Below are 15,855 nucleotides of genomic sequence, written 5' to 3' on the forward strand. Positions count from 1 at the left end.
GACAGTAACCCTTTTGGAACAGGGATCGGAATTTTTCCGATCCTTTTTGCTCTATCCATGCTCTAAGTTTAAGGCAAGGTAAAGAAAAGATTAAGCATAAACGGATGCTTTTTAAGCCGCACAAAAGAGAATCTGGGTTTCTTATACTTTAAACAAATGAGCTTTCTCTTTTTGGTTTATTATGGAGCAAAAGTGTGGTAAAATAAAACTTATGACTAATGATTTTCATCATATCACTGTGCTTTTGCATGAAGCGATTGATAAGCTTGATGTTAAGCCTGACGGCATCTATGTTGATGCGACGCTTGGCGGTGCGGGGCACAGTGAGTATTTGCTCTCAAAACTTGGCAAAAAGGGGCACCTATACTGTTTTGATCAGGATCAAAAGGCTATTGAGAATGCCCAAAAACGCCTGCAGCCTTATGCTGAAGCGGGGCAGGTTACTTTTATTAAGGATAACTTTCGCAATCTGAAGCAACGTCTGGCAGAGGAAAATGTCTTTGAAATTGATGGCATTTGTTATGATTTAGGGGTATCAAGCCCCCAGCTGGACGAAGGAGAGCGCGGTTTTTCCTATAAAAAAGATGCGCCGCTTGACATGCGAATGAATCAAGAGGCTGAGCTGACGGCTTTTGATGTTGTAAATACTTATGATTATCACGATTTAGTGCGCATTTTCTTTAAATACGGCGAGGATAGATTTTCAAAACAAATTGCGCGAAAGATTGAAAAAGCCAGACAAGAAAAGGCAATCACAACGACCGGAGAATTGGCAGAAATTATCAAATCGGCTAAGCCGGCTAAGGAACTCAAGAAAAAAGGTCATCCTGCCAAGCAGATTTTTCAGGCTATCAGAATTGAAGTTAATGATGAACTGGGAGCTGCTGAGGAATCCTTATATCAGGCTTTGGATTTGCTGGCAGTGAACGGACGGATATCCGTAATTACCTTTCATTCTTTGGAAGACCGCCTAGTGAAGCAACTGTTTAAAGAAGCAACAGTCATTGATGTCCCCAAGGGTCTTCCTTTTATTCCCGATGACCTGCAGCCTAAATTTTCCTTGGTCAGCCGCAAGCCGATTCTGCCGGGTCAGGCCGAGATTGAAGCTAATAATCGTGCGCATTCAGCTAAATTACGAGTCATTCAAAAAATTCGAAAATAGAGAAATAATATGACAAATGAAAAACGCAGCGAAGCCCTTTCGCAAGCCTTGCAAAAACGTATCAGAACCTTTACTAGATTGGAAAAGGCTTTTTATGGTGCCATTATTATTACGGCTATCACATTAGCAGTCAGCATTATTTACCTGCAGAGCCGCAGTTTGCAGATTCAGCAGGAAATCAGCCACTTAAACAGCCAGATTAATGACAAGGAAACAGAATACAATAATGCCAAGCAGGAAGTCAATGAGCTGAGCCGCTATGATCGGATTGCTGATATTGCTCAAAAAGCGGGTATGACTGTGCAAAAAGATAATATTAAGAAGGTGGACTAGCCTATGAACAACTTTAAAAAGCGATTTTTAGACTATGTCATAGGTGATCGCAGGACACCTGAAAAAAACCGCGAACGTGTTGGACAAAATTTAATGATTTTGTCTGTCTTTGTCTTTTTTGTTTTCATTATCAATTTTATTATCATTATCGGAACAGACAGAAAGTTCGGTGTTAACTTATCAAAGGGAGCTTCATCTGTTTATCAGACAGTGCAAAAGGTTCAGGCCAAGCGCGGAACAATTTATGACCGCAATGGCAATCCCATTGCCGAGGACTCAACAACCTACAATGTCTATGCTGTTATTGATAAATCTTATGTGTCAACTTCCGGAGAGAAACTTTATGTACAGCCTTCTCAGTATAATAAGGTCGCTGATATTCTCCATCAGCATCTAGGCATGGATAAAAAATATGTAATTTCTCAGCTGGGGCAAAAGAAGTTAACTCAGGTCTCTTTTGGAACCAAAGGATCAGATATTACCTACAGTACGATGACAGCTGTTACTAAGGCGTTTAAGGATGCTAAAATTAAGGGAGTTGCTTTCACTACAAGTCCCGGCCGCATGTATCCAAATGGTACTTTTGCATCACAATTCATCGGTCTGGCACAGGTTAAAGAAAATAAGGACGGCAGCAAGAGTCTAGTTGGTGCGACAGGCATGGAAGCTGCTTTGGATAAACTTTTGTCCGGGAAAGACGGACAAGTAACCTACGAAAAAGATAAAAACGGTAACACCTTGCTGGGGGCTGCGACAACGGTTAAGAAAGCTGTGGATGGAAAAGATGTCTATACGACTTTATCTGCTCCAATCCAGACCTATTTAGAAACGCAGATGGATACCTTCCAAAGCAAGGCCCAAGGTGTTCAGGCAAGTGCCACTCTTGTTAATGCTAAAACAGGAGAGATTTTGGCAACATCACAGCGGCCAAGCTTTAATTCAGATACTAAAGAAGGGTTGGATGCCAAGGGGTTCACCTGGCAAAATACTCTCTACCAGACCAACTATGAGCCCGGTTCAACAATGAAGGTTATGCTGCTTGCTGCAGCAATTGATGAAGGTGTTTTCAACCCGAACGAAACCTATAATAATGCCAGTCTCTCCTTGGCTGATGCAACTATTAAGGACTGGTCTGTCAATGAAGGTATCTCTCAAGGAGGCTATATGACTTTTGCCCAAGGTTTTGCCTATTCAAGTAATGTCGGCATGACCTTGCTGGAGCAAAAGATGGGCAATGACAAGTGGCTTAGCTACCTCAGCAAATACCGTTTTGGTCTGCCGACTCGTTTTGGCATGGGCAGCGAGGCCTCAGGACTGCTGCCGTCGGACAATGCGGTTACGATTGCCATGAGTGCTTTTGGACAAGGGATTGGAGTAACCCAGACACAAATGCTCAGAGCTTTTTCATCTGTGTCAAATGATGGTGTTATGCTCGAACCCCAATTCATCACAAAAATTTATGATCCCAAAACAGGAACCAGCCGTACAGCTAAAAAAGAGGTAGTCGGTAATCCTGTGTCGGCAGATGCAGCCAAGCAAACACGGCAGTATATGGTAACTGTCGGAACAGACCCTTCTTATGGAACCCTCTATTCAGCCAGTCTGGGCGGACCTGTCATCAAGGTAGGCAATCAGTCTGTTGCCGTTAAATCAGGGACTGCCCAGATTGCTTCTGAAGACGGGTCAGGTTATCTGACCGGCAGCACTGACTATATCTATTCGGTTGTAGCTATGGTACCGTCTGATAATCCTGACTTTATTATGTATGTAACCCTGCAGCAGCCAAAAACATTTAGTTTTACCTTTTGGCAGGATGTCGTCAATCCTGTTTTGGAAGAAGCAACTTTGATGAAAGATACCTTGCTGTCGCCGGTTGAAACACCAGAAGATCAGCAGACCAAGTACCGTTTGCCGGATGTTATCGGAAAAAGTCCGGGCAACACAGCGGATGAACTTCGGCAGAATCTTGTTCATCCTATTGTGCTTGGAACAGGCAATAAAATCACAAAAACGTCTGTAGCTGCCGGTTCAAACTTAAAAGAAAACCAGCAGGTGCTAATGCTGACCAGTCACTTTGAAACCATGCCTGATATGTATGGCTGGACTAAGAAAAATGTCAAAAAATTCGAGGACTGGACCGGTATCAATGTGGTTTTTAAAGGGAAAAAGTCCGGAAAGGTCATCAAACAAAGCATCAGTACAGGCAGCAAACTTAAAAACTTGAAAAAAATTAAAATAACTCTAGGAGACTAACATGTTAACCACTATGATCATTGCAGGAATTGCGTCTTTTATCTTGACCGTTCTTGCTATGCCCTCTTTCATCCGCTTTTATCAGCTGAAAAAAATTAATGGTCAGCAGATGCATGAGGATGTGAAACAGCATTTGGCCAAAGCAGGCACTCCGACTATGGGAGGAACTGTCTTTCTGGCAGTTGCTGTTTTGGTAACTTTCATATTTGCCTTTCTTGTTAATCTTGTGACTGGACCGGCCTTTGGTGCAACTTTAGCCATTTTGTTCATTATTTTAATTTATGGAACTGTTGGCTTTCTTGATGATTTTTTAAAGATTTTTAAGAAAATTAATGAAGGTTTGACAGCAGGACAAAAGATGGCTCTGCAGATTATCGGCGGTTTGGTTTTCTATTTTGTTCATGTGCGCCCGAGCGGAGCAGATTCTTTAAATGTCTTTGGTTTTCCTTTGCATCTGGGTATTTTTTACATTGCCTTTATTTTGTTTTGGATTGTCGGCTTTTCTAATGCTGTCAATCTGACAGATGGCATTGACGGTTTGGCTTCTATTTCAGTTGTTATCAGTCTGGCAACTTATGGGATTATTGCCTATCAGCAAAGGCAGTTTGACATTCTTCTCATTATTGTTGTCATGATTGGTGCCTTGCTTGGTTTCTTTATCTATAATCATAAACCTGCCAAGGTTTTCATGGGAGATGTTGGCAGCCTGGCTCTAGGAGCGATGCTGGCTGCTATTTCGATAGCTCTGCGGCAGGAATGGACCCTGCTTATTATTGGCATTGTCTATGTTCTTGAAACAGCCTCAGTTATGCTGCAGGTGACTTACTTTAAATATACAAAGAAAAAATACGGTGAAGGCCGCCGAATTTTCCGCATGACCCCTTTTCATCATCATTTGGAGTTGGGAGGACTGAGTCTGACCAAAGAAGGTGCGAAATGGAGCGAGTGGAAAGTTGATGCTTTTCTTTGGGGACTTGGTATATGCGGAAGCCTTTTGACGCTGGCTCTGCTGTACTGGCTGTAAAAAGATAACTATGCGGTGTTTGCCGCATTTTTTAATAGACGAGGCAGGTTAGCGGTCATGGAAAAAATTAGGCTTAAGCCAACGTGAGTTTTGCTGATTTTCGGTTCTTAAGACGCTTATTCGTTGGGATTAGGCAAGGAGTTTAATTCCAATGAAATACTTCTAAGCTATGTTTGAAATTTAAAGACAGTCCAGCCATTTTTCTACAAAGCTGCTTCTTTCCTGTCTTATTTTCTGCTATAATAATTTAGAATGCTCTTTAGGATATACGGTTTATAAGAGCACTATGAGGTACCTATGACATTTACAGATTTTGCATTTAAAGACTATATCAATCAGGCTCTTGCAGCTCTGCATTTTGAAGAGCCGACAGAGGTGCAAAAGCGCCTGATTCCTCTTGTCTTATCCGGACAGGATTTGGTTGGAGAATCAAAGACAGGCTCAGGAAAAACACATACTTTTTTGCTGCCTGTTTTTCAAACACTAGAGGAAGATCTCGAAACAGTACAGACTGTGATTACAGCACCCAGCCGTGAATTGGCCAGACAGATTTATGAGGCTGCTAAGCAAATCGCTGCTTTTTCAGACAAGGAAATCCGCCTTGCTTACTATGTAGGCGGAACAGATAAGCTGCGCCAGATTGAAAAATTAAAAGCCGGTCAGCCGCAAATTGTTATCGGCACGCCGGGGCGTATTTATGACCTCGTTCAATCGGGCTATCTTGATATTCACAAGGCACGCACATTTGTTGTTGACGAGGCGGATATGACGCTTGATATGGGCTTTTTGGACACAGTGGATAAGATTGCTGCTACCCTGCCCAAAGACGTTCAGATACTAGTCTTTTCGGCAACTATCCCGCAAAAACTGCAGCCTTTCTTAAAAAAATATCTGAGCAATCCCATCATGGAAAAAATTCAAAATCATACGGTTATTGCAGATACCATTAGTAATTGGCTAATCTCAACCAAGGGCCGCGATAAAAACAGCCAAATTTTGGAAATTGCTCAGCTGCTGAATCCATACTTGGCGATTATTTTTGTCAATACCAAGGAGCGGGCAGATGAACTGCATGCCTATCTGACGGCTAATGGTCTGAAAGCAGCCAAGATTCACGGGGGCATTCCGCCGCGTGAACGTAAGCGTGTGATGAATCAGGTGAAAAAGCTGCAGTTTGAATACATTGTGGCAACAGACCTTGCTGCGCGGGGAATTGATATTGAAGGAGTCAGTCATGTGATCAATGACTCTATTCCGCAGGATCTGTCCTTCTTTGTGCACCGTGTAGGACGTACCGGCCGCATGGGGCTTTCCGGGACAGCTATTACACTTTATCAGCCAAGTGATGATTCGGATATCAGAGAACTTGAAAAGATGGGTATTGCCTTTACACCGAAAATTGTAAAAAATGGTGACATTCAGGATACTTATGACCGTGACCGCCGCATCAACCGTGAGAAGACTTACCAAAAACTAGATACTGAAATGATTGGTTTGGTGAAGAAAAAAAAGAAAAAAATTAAGCCGGGCTATAAAAAGAAAATTCAGTGGAAGGTAGACGAAAAACGGCGCAAAGCCCGCCGTGTGGAAGCGCGTGCTAAGGGTCGTGCAGAGCGCAAGGCCAAAAGACAAAGCTTTTAACAAGTAAAAATGGCTGTCAGTAATCTGACATTATTTAAAGATAAAAAAAGAGCTTGGGCAAGACATCCATGATGGCTTCGCCCTCACCCACAGAATAATGAAAACGAATATAAAGCCCTCACTAGGTGTATAATCTTAGTGAGGGCTTTGTGGTTGACGACTTAATGATTCTAATAATCGAGGGCAAAACTGATCCACTCTACTGACGAGTACCCTAAAATATGCAATAAGCATGAGTATAAAAATACGATCAGAACTCGGTAGATAAGCTCTCATATTTTTAGAAGGAGGGAATTGTCATGGATGTTCTCTATCACTCTTGTGCAGGTATTGATGTCCATCAAGCCAATATTGTTGTCTGTATCCTACACGGACCTCTCATCTCAACTCGTCCAAAGCGTGAGATGGCTGCCTTTGAGACAACAACTAAAGGCCTATGTGCTTGCCACGATTTTCTCAGTCCATTTCATGTGAAAGCCCTTGGTATGGAAAGCACAGGTGTCTATTGGCGGCCTGTCTGGCATGCTCTATGTGATGATTTCAAGTTGATACTCGCTTAGCCAGCCCATATGAAGGCTATACCAAGTCAGAAAACGGATAAGAAAGATGCACATTGGATTGCTAAATGAACACGGATTGGTCTGCTTCCTCGAAGTTTCGTCCCCGATGAAACCATTCAAGAATTGAGGGAATTGACCAGACAGCGAAAGCATGGAGAAACTCTGTTAGCTTTAGCTAGCCTAGAGTTTCCCCTGCACAATTCATTAGGCACTTTAGTGCCGATGAGCCACTGTTGAATGGCAGTTTCGTTCGCGTTTTACGCTCTTTAGCTGACCGATTCAACTGTGCGGGGGTGGGAGTGAATCGGTCTGGGGAGAGACCGTTTCAGGTCACCGCCTAGAAATTAGGGAGCGGTGAGAACCAAAATTTTCAATTTTTGGGTTGATCCCACTCCCTTAAACGTTGAATTTGACAAAGAGCAGTTCGATTGTTGAAAGAGAAGCAGACAGGTGCTAGATTAAGGTTTCCCTAGGTATTTTAATCTAGGACAATTGCCTTAACAGCAGTGATAGGGAAAAATTATCACTGTGATAGAAAAAAACTATTATACAGAGCTTGTTTATCGTGATAGACTGAGATATAGTGAACATAAGCTATAGACTTATTTTGGGGAGAAGAATATGAATATGAAAAAATTACTGGCAGCTTCTATTTTACTTGCTGTAACGGCGTTGGCTTTGGTGTCGCCGGTCAAGGCAGCTGCAAAGGAAACAGTGACAGTGGCTACAGATTCAGACACCACACCCTTTACCTATAAAAAAGATAAGCAATTTGATGGTTACGATATTGCCTTAGTGAAGGCTATTTTTAAGGGATCAAAGCAGTATAAGGTCAAGTTTAAAACCGTGGCTTTTTCCTCCATTTTAACAGGAATTGATGCCGGCCGTTATCAGATGTCGGCCAATAATTTTAATTACAGTGATGAAAGAGCAGAAAAATACCTCTTTTCAGATCCTGTCTCAAAATCTAACTATGCCATTGCCAGTAAGAAGGGCAAGTTTAAAACTTTAGACAGCCTGTCTGGTAAATCAGTAGAAGTCTATGCAGGTTCTAACTATGCTGCTATTCTTGAAAATTGGAACAAGCGTCATTCAGATAAGAAGGCTATTGACATTCATTATGTAGCTAACAGTGTGACCTTGACTCAACGTCTCCAAAATGTCGAAGCAGGAAAGATTGATTTTCTGCTTTACGATGCTATTTCGCTAAAAACAGTTATCAAGGATCAGGGCATGAAACTGAAGATTGCCAATGTCCAAGGAAAAGTTGGCGATGCAAAAGATGGTCTGGAATACCTTCTTTTTGCCAAAGATGAGACAGGAAAAAAACTTCAGAAGTTTGTTAATAAACGTATCAAGGTCCTTCAAAAAGACGGCACTTTGAAAAAACTAAGCCGAAAATATTTTGGCGGCGATTATGTTTCTTCGCTTGATTGATCTAACTGAACACGGGCTAAAAGCGTCGAGAAAAAGATAGCCTGCCTTATGCGCAAAAGCGCCTGGCGTTAGGCTCCTATTTTCTTCTCGCTTTCTTCACGCCCTTAGCGACACAGCGTCCGTTTCCTATTTTTATACGGATTTCTTCACGCCCTTTGTATCTTAATTAAAGGAGAACTATGTTTAATTTACTTTTAGCAGCAGGCTGGTATGACAAACTTGTCAGCAGCCTGCCCAATGGAAAGCTCTTTAGCTGGCGGGCGGTATTTGACGCTATTCCTTCTATTTTAGAAAAGCTGCCGACCACTTTGATTCTAACCTTAGGCGGGTCAGTCTTTGGCTTGTTTTTGGCTCTCTTGTTTGCTGTCGTTAAAATTAATCGGGTTAAAATTCTCTATCCGATTCAGGCCTTTTTTGTTTCTTTCCTGCGAGGGACTCCCATTTTGGTTCAGCTCATGTTAACCTATTATGGGATTCCTTTGCTGCTGAAGGCTCTCAATCAAAAGATAGGAACTGATTTTAATATTAACGCCATACCGGCCTCTGTTTTTGCAATTACGGCCTTTGCTTTTAATGAAGCAGCCTATACCAGTGAAACGATTCGTGCGGCTATTCAGTCGGTCAATTCTGGAGAAATTGAGGCTGCCAAGAGTCTAGGAATGACGACTGTTCAGGTTTATCGCCGAGTCATTATTCCTAATGCAGCTGTGGTAGCCACTCCAACTTTGATCAACACCTTAATTGGTTTGACCAAGGGAACCTCTCTTGCCTTTAATGCCGGCATTGTCGAAATGTTTGCCCAGGCTCAGATTCTCGGCGGCAGCGATTATCGCTATTTTGAACGCTTCATTTCTGTAGCTATTATCTATTGGGGTATCAGCATTCTGATTGAGCAGGCCGGACGTTTGATTGAACAAAAAATGGAGATTACTTCTCCTGATAATCTCGTTAAGGATCAAGCTGTGGAAGGGGGTGTGCGCTAGTGATTCGTATTTCCAATTTAAGCAAGGAATTTTCCGGACAAAAGGTCTTGGATGGTCTAAATCTCGATATTGAAAAAGGTGAAGTTGTTGCTCTTGTTGGTGCTTCTGGTGCGGGGAAATCAACTTTTTTACGCAGCATGAATTATTTGGAACAGCCTGATTCCGGAACTATTGAGATTGATGATTTTAAGGTCAATTTTGACACCATCACTGAGGAAGACATTTTAACCTTGCGTCGTAAATTGGCCATGGTTTTCCAGCAATTTAACCTTTTTGAGCGTCGAACAGCGCTTGATAATGTCAAAGAAGGTCTTAAGATTGTTAAGAAATTGCCGGATGATGAAGCGACCAAGATTGCCAAAGAAGAATTAGCCAAGGTTGGGCTCTCTGACCGTGAAAATCACTATCCGCGCCATCTTTCAGGAGGTCAGAAACAGCGTGTAGCTCTGGCACGGGCCCTTGCTATGAAACCTGATGTTCTTTTGCTTGATGAACCTACATCTGCACTTGATCCCGAGCTTGTCGGCGAGGTTGAAAAATCAATTGCAGATGCAGCTAAGTCAGGTCAGACCATGGTTTTGGTCAGTCATGATATGAGTTTTGTCCGTCAGGTAGCCGATAAGGTTCTTTTCCTTGAGAAGGGGCATATTCTTGAACAGGGAAGCCCAGAACAGCTCTTTAATCATCCAAAAGAAGAACGGACAAAGGAATTTTTTGCCAGTTACAAAAAAACCTTTATTTGATATAATAAGAATACTCTGGATTTAGAGTATTTTTATTTAGGGTGGTAATATGTTAGCAGAGATTTTTAATTTATATGTACAAGGCCTGCTTTTGTCTGCTTTAACAGTTGTTTTAGCCAGTGCCGGCTGGATTCTTTACCGTGCTGTTCGCAAAAAAGACAAGACTTCCAAAGAGCGTCTGACAATTCTCTATGAGGCCTTGCTGATGGACTTAGTAACGATTCCCATCTTGTCTTTTGCCTTCATGGCTGTCATTTTGATGATCAAAGCATAAAATTGGTAAATTCTTTAAAATTGATTTAGAATGAAAGAACGAAAAAAGACAAAAAAGGAATATAAGATATGTACGATACAATTATTATTGGCTCTGGTCCTGCAGGTATGACAGCAGCTCTCTATGCTGCCAGAAGCAATCTTAAGGTTGCTGTCTTAGAGCAGGGGGCACCGGGCGGTCAAATGAATAATACTTCTGATATTGAAAATTATCCTGGTTATGAATTGATTTCAGGACCTGACTTATCAATGAAAATGTATGAACCGCTTGAAAAGTTTGGTGTTGAGAATCTTTATGGTATTGTGACAGCTGTTGAGGATCATGGGGATTTTAAAAAGGTTCTTACTGATGACAATAGCTATGAAACAAGAACCGTTATCATTGCTACCGGTGCTAAGCACCGTCCTCTTGAAGTAGAAGGAGAGGAAACTTACAACAGCCGCGGTGTTTCTTACTGCGCGGTCTGTGATGGTGCTTTTTTCCGCGGTCAGGACTTGCTGGTTGTTGGCGGCGGGGACTCGGCCGTTGAAGAAGCTCTCTTCTTAACCAGATTTGCCAATAAGGTGACCATTGTCCACCGCCGTGATGAGCTGCGAGCCCAAAAGGTATTGCAAGAGCGTGCATTTGCCAATGACAAGGTCGAATTTATTTGGGATTCTGTTGTTAAGGAAATCAAAGGCAATGATGTCAAGGTTACCAGCGTTGATATTGAAAATGTCAAGACAGGTCAAGTAAGCAATCATAAATTTGGCGGAGTCTTTATCTATGTAGGACTTGATCCGGTTTCCAGCATGGTGGAGGGGTTGCCTATCACCGATGAAGCCGGCTGGATTCCAACAGATGACCATATGAATACCAAGGTCTCAGGCATTTTTGCTATCGGCGATGTCCGTCAAAAAGACCTGCGTCAGATTACGACAGCTGTCGGAGACGGTGCGGTAGCAGCTCAGGAAGCTTATCAGTATATTGTCAATAACTATTAAGAAAGAAAAAAATGAAACGGGATTTTGAACTGCGTTTTAAAATAGGATTCTCTAGTATCCAATTTTAAGATTGCGGTTCTTTTTGTTTGTTATTCTCTCTTACTAATTGTCTAATCGGCTTAGAGTTTTTGTGATATAATAGTAGCAATAAATCTAATTGAACATGGGCTAAAAGCGTCGAGAAAAAGATAGCCTGCCTTATGCGCAAAAGCGCCTGGCGTTAGTCTCCTATTTTCTTCTCGCTTTCTTCACGCCCTTTGCGACACTTCGTTTGGTTAGTCGATCTTACTAACCAAACGAAGTTAGCGGGAGAGGTAGGGAGTGGGATCAACCCAAAAATTGAAAATTTTGGTTCGTCTTCCCACCCCCGCACAGTTGGCTAGATTTTCTGCTTTGGCCTTGTGGCAAAAGGAAAGCCAGCCAACCACTGCGTCAAGAGCTTATTCCAAAATAGGAATATTGGACGAGTTTTTGCGCCCAGCCTCGTTTGTTATCAAGTGAGAAGCACTTAGATAACAATCCTCTGCCGTATCTTGATAATTGAACATGGGCTAAAATCCTAGTAAAAAAGATAAAGGTCCTTGTGTCTTAGCGACACGGCGTACCTTTCCTATTTTTATACGGATTTCTTCACGCCCTTTGTATCTTAATAAAAAAGGAGAGTATGTATGTATAAGGATGACAGTTTAACCTTACATACAGATTTGTATCAAATCAATATGATGCAGGTCTATTTTGACCGAGGTATTCATAATAAGAAGGCTGTTTTTGAGGTTTTCTTTCGGAAAGAACCTTTTGCTAATGGCTATGCTGTTTTTGCAGGTTTAGAACGTATGATTTCTTATCTGCAGGGACTGAATTTTTCAGACACAGATATTGCTTACCTAGAAGAACTGGGCTATCCAGCAGATTTTATTGCCTATCTTAAAAATTTTAAGTTAGAATTAACTGTAAGATCTGCTCAGGAAGGTGACTTAGTCTTTGCCAATGAACCCATTGTTCAGATTGAAGGCCCGCTGGCCCAGTGCCAGCTGGTCGAAACGGCTCTTTTAAATATAGTCAATTTTCAGACCTTAATTGCCACAAAAGCGGCCCGTATCCGCTCAGTTATTGAGGATGAACCGCTTTTAGAATTTGGTACCCGGCGTGCGCAGGAATTGGACGCGGCCGTTTGGGGGACGCGGGCAGCCGTTATCGGCGGTGCTAATGCTACCAGCAATGTCCGCGCAGGAAAGCTCTTTGGTATTCCTGTTTCCGGTACTCATGCGCATGCTCTTGTTCAGGCTTACGGCAACGATTATGATGCCTTTATGGCCTATGCCGGAACGCATAAGGACTGTGTCTTTTTGGTAGATACCTATGATACACTTCGTCTGGGCGTACCTGCTGCTATTCGGGTAGCTAATGAATTAGGCGATAAGATTAACTTTTTAGGTGTACGAATTGACTCAGGGGACATGGCTTATTTGTCCAAGAAGGTGCGAAAACAGCTGGATGAGGCTGGATATCCTAACGCTAAAATTTACGCTTCCAATGATCTTGATGAAAATACTATTCTTAACCTCAAGATGCAAAAGGCTAAGATTGATGTTTGGGGTGTGGGAACTAAGTTAATAACTGCCTATGATCAGCCAGCTTTGGGAGCTGTTTACAAGATTGTCTCCATTGAAGATAACAAGGGAGTCATGCAGGACACCATCAAACTCTCCAATAACGCTGAAAAGGTGTCAACGCCAGGCAAAAAACAAGTTTGGCGCATCACCAGCCGCGCTAAAGGAAAATCAGAAGGCGATTATATCACTTTTACCGATATTGATGTTAATGACTTAGAAGAACTAGATATGTTCCATCCGACCTATACTTACATCAATAAAAAAGTAAAGAATTTTGATGCAGTACCGCTGCTGGTTGATGTTTTTGACCGCGGCCGTCTCGTTTATGATCAGCCAAGTCTGCAAGAGATTCAAGAGTATGCCCGCAAAGAATTTGATAAATTATGGGACGAATACAAGCGTGTCCTCAACCCGCAAGATTATCCAGTTGATTTGGCGCGTGATGTTTGGCAAAACAAGATGAACCTTATTGATCGTATCCGCAAAGAAGCCTGTGAGAAAGGTGAAGTTCAATGAGTTTACAAGAGAAAATAATTGCTCAGTTAGGTGTAAAGCCCACTATTAATGCTAGGGAAGAAATCCGCAAGTCAGTTGACTTTCTAAAGGATTACCTGAAAAAACACAGGTTTTTGAAAACCTATGTTTTAGGAATTTCCGGCGGTCAGGATTCCAGTTTGGCTGGCCGTCTGGCTCAGATTGCCATAGAAGAGCTGCGGCAGGAAACTGGCAATCAAGACTACCAGTTTATCGCACTTCGCCTGCCTTACGGCACACAGGCTGACGAAGCTGATGCCCAGCGGGCACTCAAGTTTATTCAGCCTGATGTCAGTCTTGCTATTAATATCAAACCTGCTGTAGATGGTCAAGTTGCATCTCTGGCAGAAGCAGGTGTTGACATTTCTGATTTTAATAAAGGAAATATCAAAGCACGTCAGCGTATGATTAGCCAGTATGCTGTTGCTGGTGAAAATAGCGGAGCTGTTATTGGAACTGACCATGCTGCCGAAAATATTACGGGTTTCTTTACTAAATTTGGCGATGGCGGAGCAGATATTTTGCCGCTTTACCGTCTCAATAAACGTCAAGGAAAGCAGCTTTTAGCAGAACTAGGAGCAGATAAGGCACTGTATGAAAAAGTTCCGACTGCAGACCTTGAAGAAAATAAACCCGGTATTGCTGATGAGGTTGCTCTTGGTGTGACCTATAATGATATTGATGACTACCTTGAAGGAAAGCCAGTTTCGCAGCAAGCACAGGAAAAAATTGAAGCTTGGTGGCATAAGGGAGAACACAAACGCCATCTGCCTATTTCTATTTTTGATGATTTTTGGCGCTAGAGTTTAGAAAAACAGCAATGATAAGAGCGCAGTACAAGAAGTAAGTTTTTTTAGATGTCACCATTAGCTGCTATGAGACTAAAAGTCAGCATAAAACAGCAGGAGTTTAAGGATAAGATTATAGGAAAGGGAGATTGTTTTGTCAGAATTAACAACAACTTTTACAGATAAATTATTTGAACAGTACGAAGCCAATGCTAAATTTCAGGCAGTTGAAAATGCCGTTACTCACAATGGCCTGCTGAAGTCGCTGGAAACACGTCAGAGCGAAATTGATAACGACTATGTTTTTTCCGTTGATCTGACCAAGGATGAAGTAGCTAATCAAAAAGCATCCGGCCGCTGCTGGATGTTTGCAGCTCTCAATACTTTTCGCCATAAGCTGATTGCCGATTTGAAACTAGAAAATTTTGAACTCTCTCAGGCTCACACCTTCTTTTGGGACAAATACGAAAAAGCTAATTGGTTTTTCGAGCAAGTCATTGCTACGGCAGACCAAGAACTCAGCAGCCGCAAGGTGAGATTCTTGCTTGATGTTCCGCAACAAGATGGCGGTCAATGGGATATGGTGGTTGCTCTGTTTGAAAAATACGGTGTGGTTCCTAAAGCTGTCTATCCAGAATCAGTTTCATCAAGCAATAGCCGGGAACTGAATCAGTATCTCAATAAATTGCTCCGGCAGGACGCTCAAATTTTGCGTGAGTTGATTGCAGGAGGTGCAGACAATGCTGTTGTTCAAAGTAAGAAAGAAGAACTTTTGCAGGATGTTTTCAATTTTCTTGCTATGAACCTTGGTTTGCCGCCGCGCACCTTTGATTTTGCCTACCGTGACAAGGACAACCACTATCAGTCTGAAAAAGATATTACACCGCAGGCCTTTTATCAAAAGTATGTCGGTCTCAAACTATCAGATTATGTTTCTATTATCAATGCACCAACAGCAGACAAGCCTTACGGCCAATCTTATACGGTTGATATGTTAGGAAATGTTGTAGGCAGCCCTGCTGTACGTTATCTCAATCTTGCTATGACACGTTTCAAAGAACTAGCAATTGCTCAAATGCAGGCTGGTGAAACCGTTTGGTTTGGATCTGATGTTGGTCAAGTTTCAGATCGCCAAAAAGGTATCCTTGCAACAAACACTTATGATTTCAGCGCAGCCATGGACATTGAACTGAGCCAAGATAAAGCAGGGCGTCTTGATTACAGTGAGAGTCTCATGACTCATGCTATGGTTTTGACTGGTGTTGATTTGGATGAAAATGGCAGGGCTATTAAATGGAAGGTTGAAAATTCATGGGGAGATAAGGTTGGTCAAAAAGGCTACTTTGTTGCCTCAGACGCTTGGATGGATGAGTATACTTATCAGATTGTTGTCCGCAAAGATTTTCTTACGGCTGAAGAATTGGCAGCTTATGAAGCTGAACCAGTAGTCCTTGCGCCTTGGGATCCAATGGGTGCCTTGGCTAGGTAAGAGATCTGAGCTCAATCAGGTCGCTCTTAGCTCTTTTA

Annotated in this window: 13 protein-coding genes and 1 pseudogene; all 14 read left to right on the forward strand. The window is 42.3% G+C overall.

Annotated features, from left to right (window positions below; all coding sequences use genetic code 11):
• Positions 1–211: 211 nt before the first annotated feature.
• On the forward strand, positions 212–1,162 hold the full coding sequence (gene rsmH, locus SRA_RS00540) for a 16S rRNA (cytosine(1402)-N(4))-methyltransferase RsmH (protein WP_003086383.1): 951 nt from the start codon (positions 212–214) through the stop codon (positions 1,160–1,162).
• Positions 1,163–1,171: 9 nt separating this feature from the next.
• A complete protein-coding gene (ftsL, locus tag SRA_RS00545) occupies positions 1,172–1,495 on the forward strand; it encodes a cell division protein FtsL (protein ID WP_003086386.1) in 324 nt (107 codons plus the stop codon).
• Positions 1,496–1,498: 3 nt separating this feature from the next.
• Positions 1,499–3,748 (forward strand): penicillin-binding protein PBP2X, encoded by a 2,250-nt coding sequence (gene pbp2x, locus SRA_RS00550; RefSeq protein ID WP_003086388.1) that lies wholly within the window; start codon positions 1,499–1,501, stop codon positions 3,746–3,748.
• Between the two features lies 1 nt (position 3,749).
• Positions 3,750–4,772, forward strand: coding sequence for a phospho-N-acetylmuramoyl-pentapeptide-transferase (mraY, locus tag SRA_RS00555; protein WP_003086390.1), 1,023 nt, complete (start codon positions 3,750–3,752; stop codon positions 4,770–4,772).
• Positions 4,773–5,069: 297 nt separating this feature from the next.
• Positions 5,070–6,413: a DEAD/DEAH box helicase gene (locus SRA_RS00560; protein ID WP_003086392.1), complete on the forward strand. Its 1,344-nt coding sequence runs from the start codon at positions 5,070–5,072 to the stop codon at positions 6,411–6,413.
• Between the two features lie 299 nt (positions 6,414–6,712).
• A pseudogene (locus tag SRA_RS00565) lies at positions 6,713–7,126 on the forward strand (IS110 family transposase); the annotation flags it as partial.
• 468 nt (positions 7,127–7,594) lie between these two features.
• On the forward strand, positions 7,595–8,410 hold the full coding sequence (locus SRA_RS00570) for a transporter substrate-binding domain-containing protein (protein WP_003086394.1): 816 nt from the start codon (positions 7,595–7,597) through the stop codon (positions 8,408–8,410).
• Positions 8,411–8,589: 179 nt separating this feature from the next.
• On the forward strand, positions 8,590–9,393 hold the full coding sequence (locus SRA_RS00575; protein ID WP_003086395.1) for an amino acid ABC transporter permease: 804 nt from the start codon (positions 8,590–8,592) through the stop codon (positions 9,391–9,393).
• Positions 9,393–10,136 carry an amino acid ABC transporter ATP-binding protein gene (locus tag SRA_RS00580; RefSeq protein WP_003086397.1) on the forward strand — a complete coding sequence of 248 codons (744 nt, stop codon included), beginning with the start codon at positions 9,393–9,395 and terminating at the stop codon, positions 10,134–10,136. The genes SRA_RS00575 and SRA_RS00580 overlap by 1 nt, the downstream gene beginning before the upstream one ends.
• A gap of 49 nt (positions 10,137–10,185) precedes the next feature.
• Positions 10,186–10,410 (forward strand): DUF4059 family protein, encoded by a 225-nt coding sequence (locus SRA_RS00585; protein ID WP_003086399.1) that lies wholly within the window; start codon positions 10,186–10,188, stop codon positions 10,408–10,410.
• A gap of 68 nt (positions 10,411–10,478) precedes the next feature.
• Positions 10,479–11,393, forward strand: a complete 915-nt coding sequence (gene trxB / locus SRA_RS00590) for a thioredoxin-disulfide reductase (protein WP_003086402.1) — start codon at positions 10,479–10,481, stop codon at positions 11,391–11,393.
• A gap of 668 nt (positions 11,394–12,061) precedes the next feature.
• Positions 12,062–13,522, forward strand: coding sequence for a nicotinate phosphoribosyltransferase (locus SRA_RS00595; RefSeq protein WP_003086406.1), 1,461 nt, complete (start codon positions 12,062–12,064; stop codon positions 13,520–13,522).
• Entirely contained in the window at positions 13,519–14,343 is an 825-nt protein-coding gene (nadE, locus tag SRA_RS00600) for an NAD(+) synthase (protein WP_003086408.1), read from the forward strand. Before SRA_RS00595 ends, nadE begins: the two co-directional genes overlap by 4 nt.
• Positions 14,344–14,482: 139 nt before the next feature.
• The gene (gene pepC / locus SRA_RS00605; RefSeq protein ID WP_003086410.1) at positions 14,483–15,817 is read left to right on the forward strand and encodes an aminopeptidase C; all 1,335 of its coding nucleotides are present in this window, start codon (positions 14,483–14,485) and stop codon (positions 15,815–15,817) included.
• Positions 15,818–15,855: the final 38 nt, after the last annotated feature.

It is taken from the genome of Streptococcus ratti FA-1 = DSM 20564, from assembly GCF_000286075.1.
Classification (GTDB): Bacteria; Bacillota; Bacilli; order Lactobacillales; family Streptococcaceae; genus Streptococcus; species Streptococcus ratti.

Coding starts and splice junctions, on each gene's coding strand:
- rsmH (WP_003086383.1), top strand. CDS start 212: ATGACTAATGATTTTCATCATATCACTGTGCTTTTGCATGAAGCGATT.
- ftsL (WP_003086386.1), top strand. CDS start 1,172: ATGACAAATGAAAAACGCAGCGAAGCCCTTTCGCAAGCCTTGCAAAAA.
- pbp2x (WP_003086388.1), top strand. CDS start 1,499: ATGAACAACTTTAAAAAGCGATTTTTAGACTATGTCATAGGTGATCGC.
- mraY (WP_003086390.1), top strand. CDS start 3,750: ATGTTAACCACTATGATCATTGCAGGAATTGCGTCTTTTATCTTGACC.
- SRA_RS00560 (WP_003086392.1), top strand. CDS start 5,070: ATGACATTTACAGATTTTGCATTTAAAGACTATATCAATCAGGCTCTT.
- SRA_RS00570 (WP_003086394.1), top strand. CDS start 7,595: ATGAATATGAAAAAATTACTGGCAGCTTCTATTTTACTTGCTGTAACG.
- SRA_RS00575 (WP_003086395.1), top strand. CDS start 8,590: ATGTTTAATTTACTTTTAGCAGCAGGCTGGTATGACAAACTTGTCAGC.
- SRA_RS00585 (WP_003086399.1), top strand. CDS start 10,186: ATGTTAGCAGAGATTTTTAATTTATATGTACAAGGCCTGCTTTTGTCT.
- trxB (WP_003086402.1), top strand. CDS start 10,479: ATGTACGATACAATTATTATTGGCTCTGGTCCTGCAGGTATGACAGCA.
- SRA_RS00595 (WP_003086406.1), top strand. CDS start 12,062: ATGTATAAGGATGACAGTTTAACCTTACATACAGATTTGTATCAAATC.
- nadE (WP_003086408.1), top strand. CDS start 13,519: ATGAGTTTACAAGAGAAAATAATTGCTCAGTTAGGTGTAAAGCCCACT.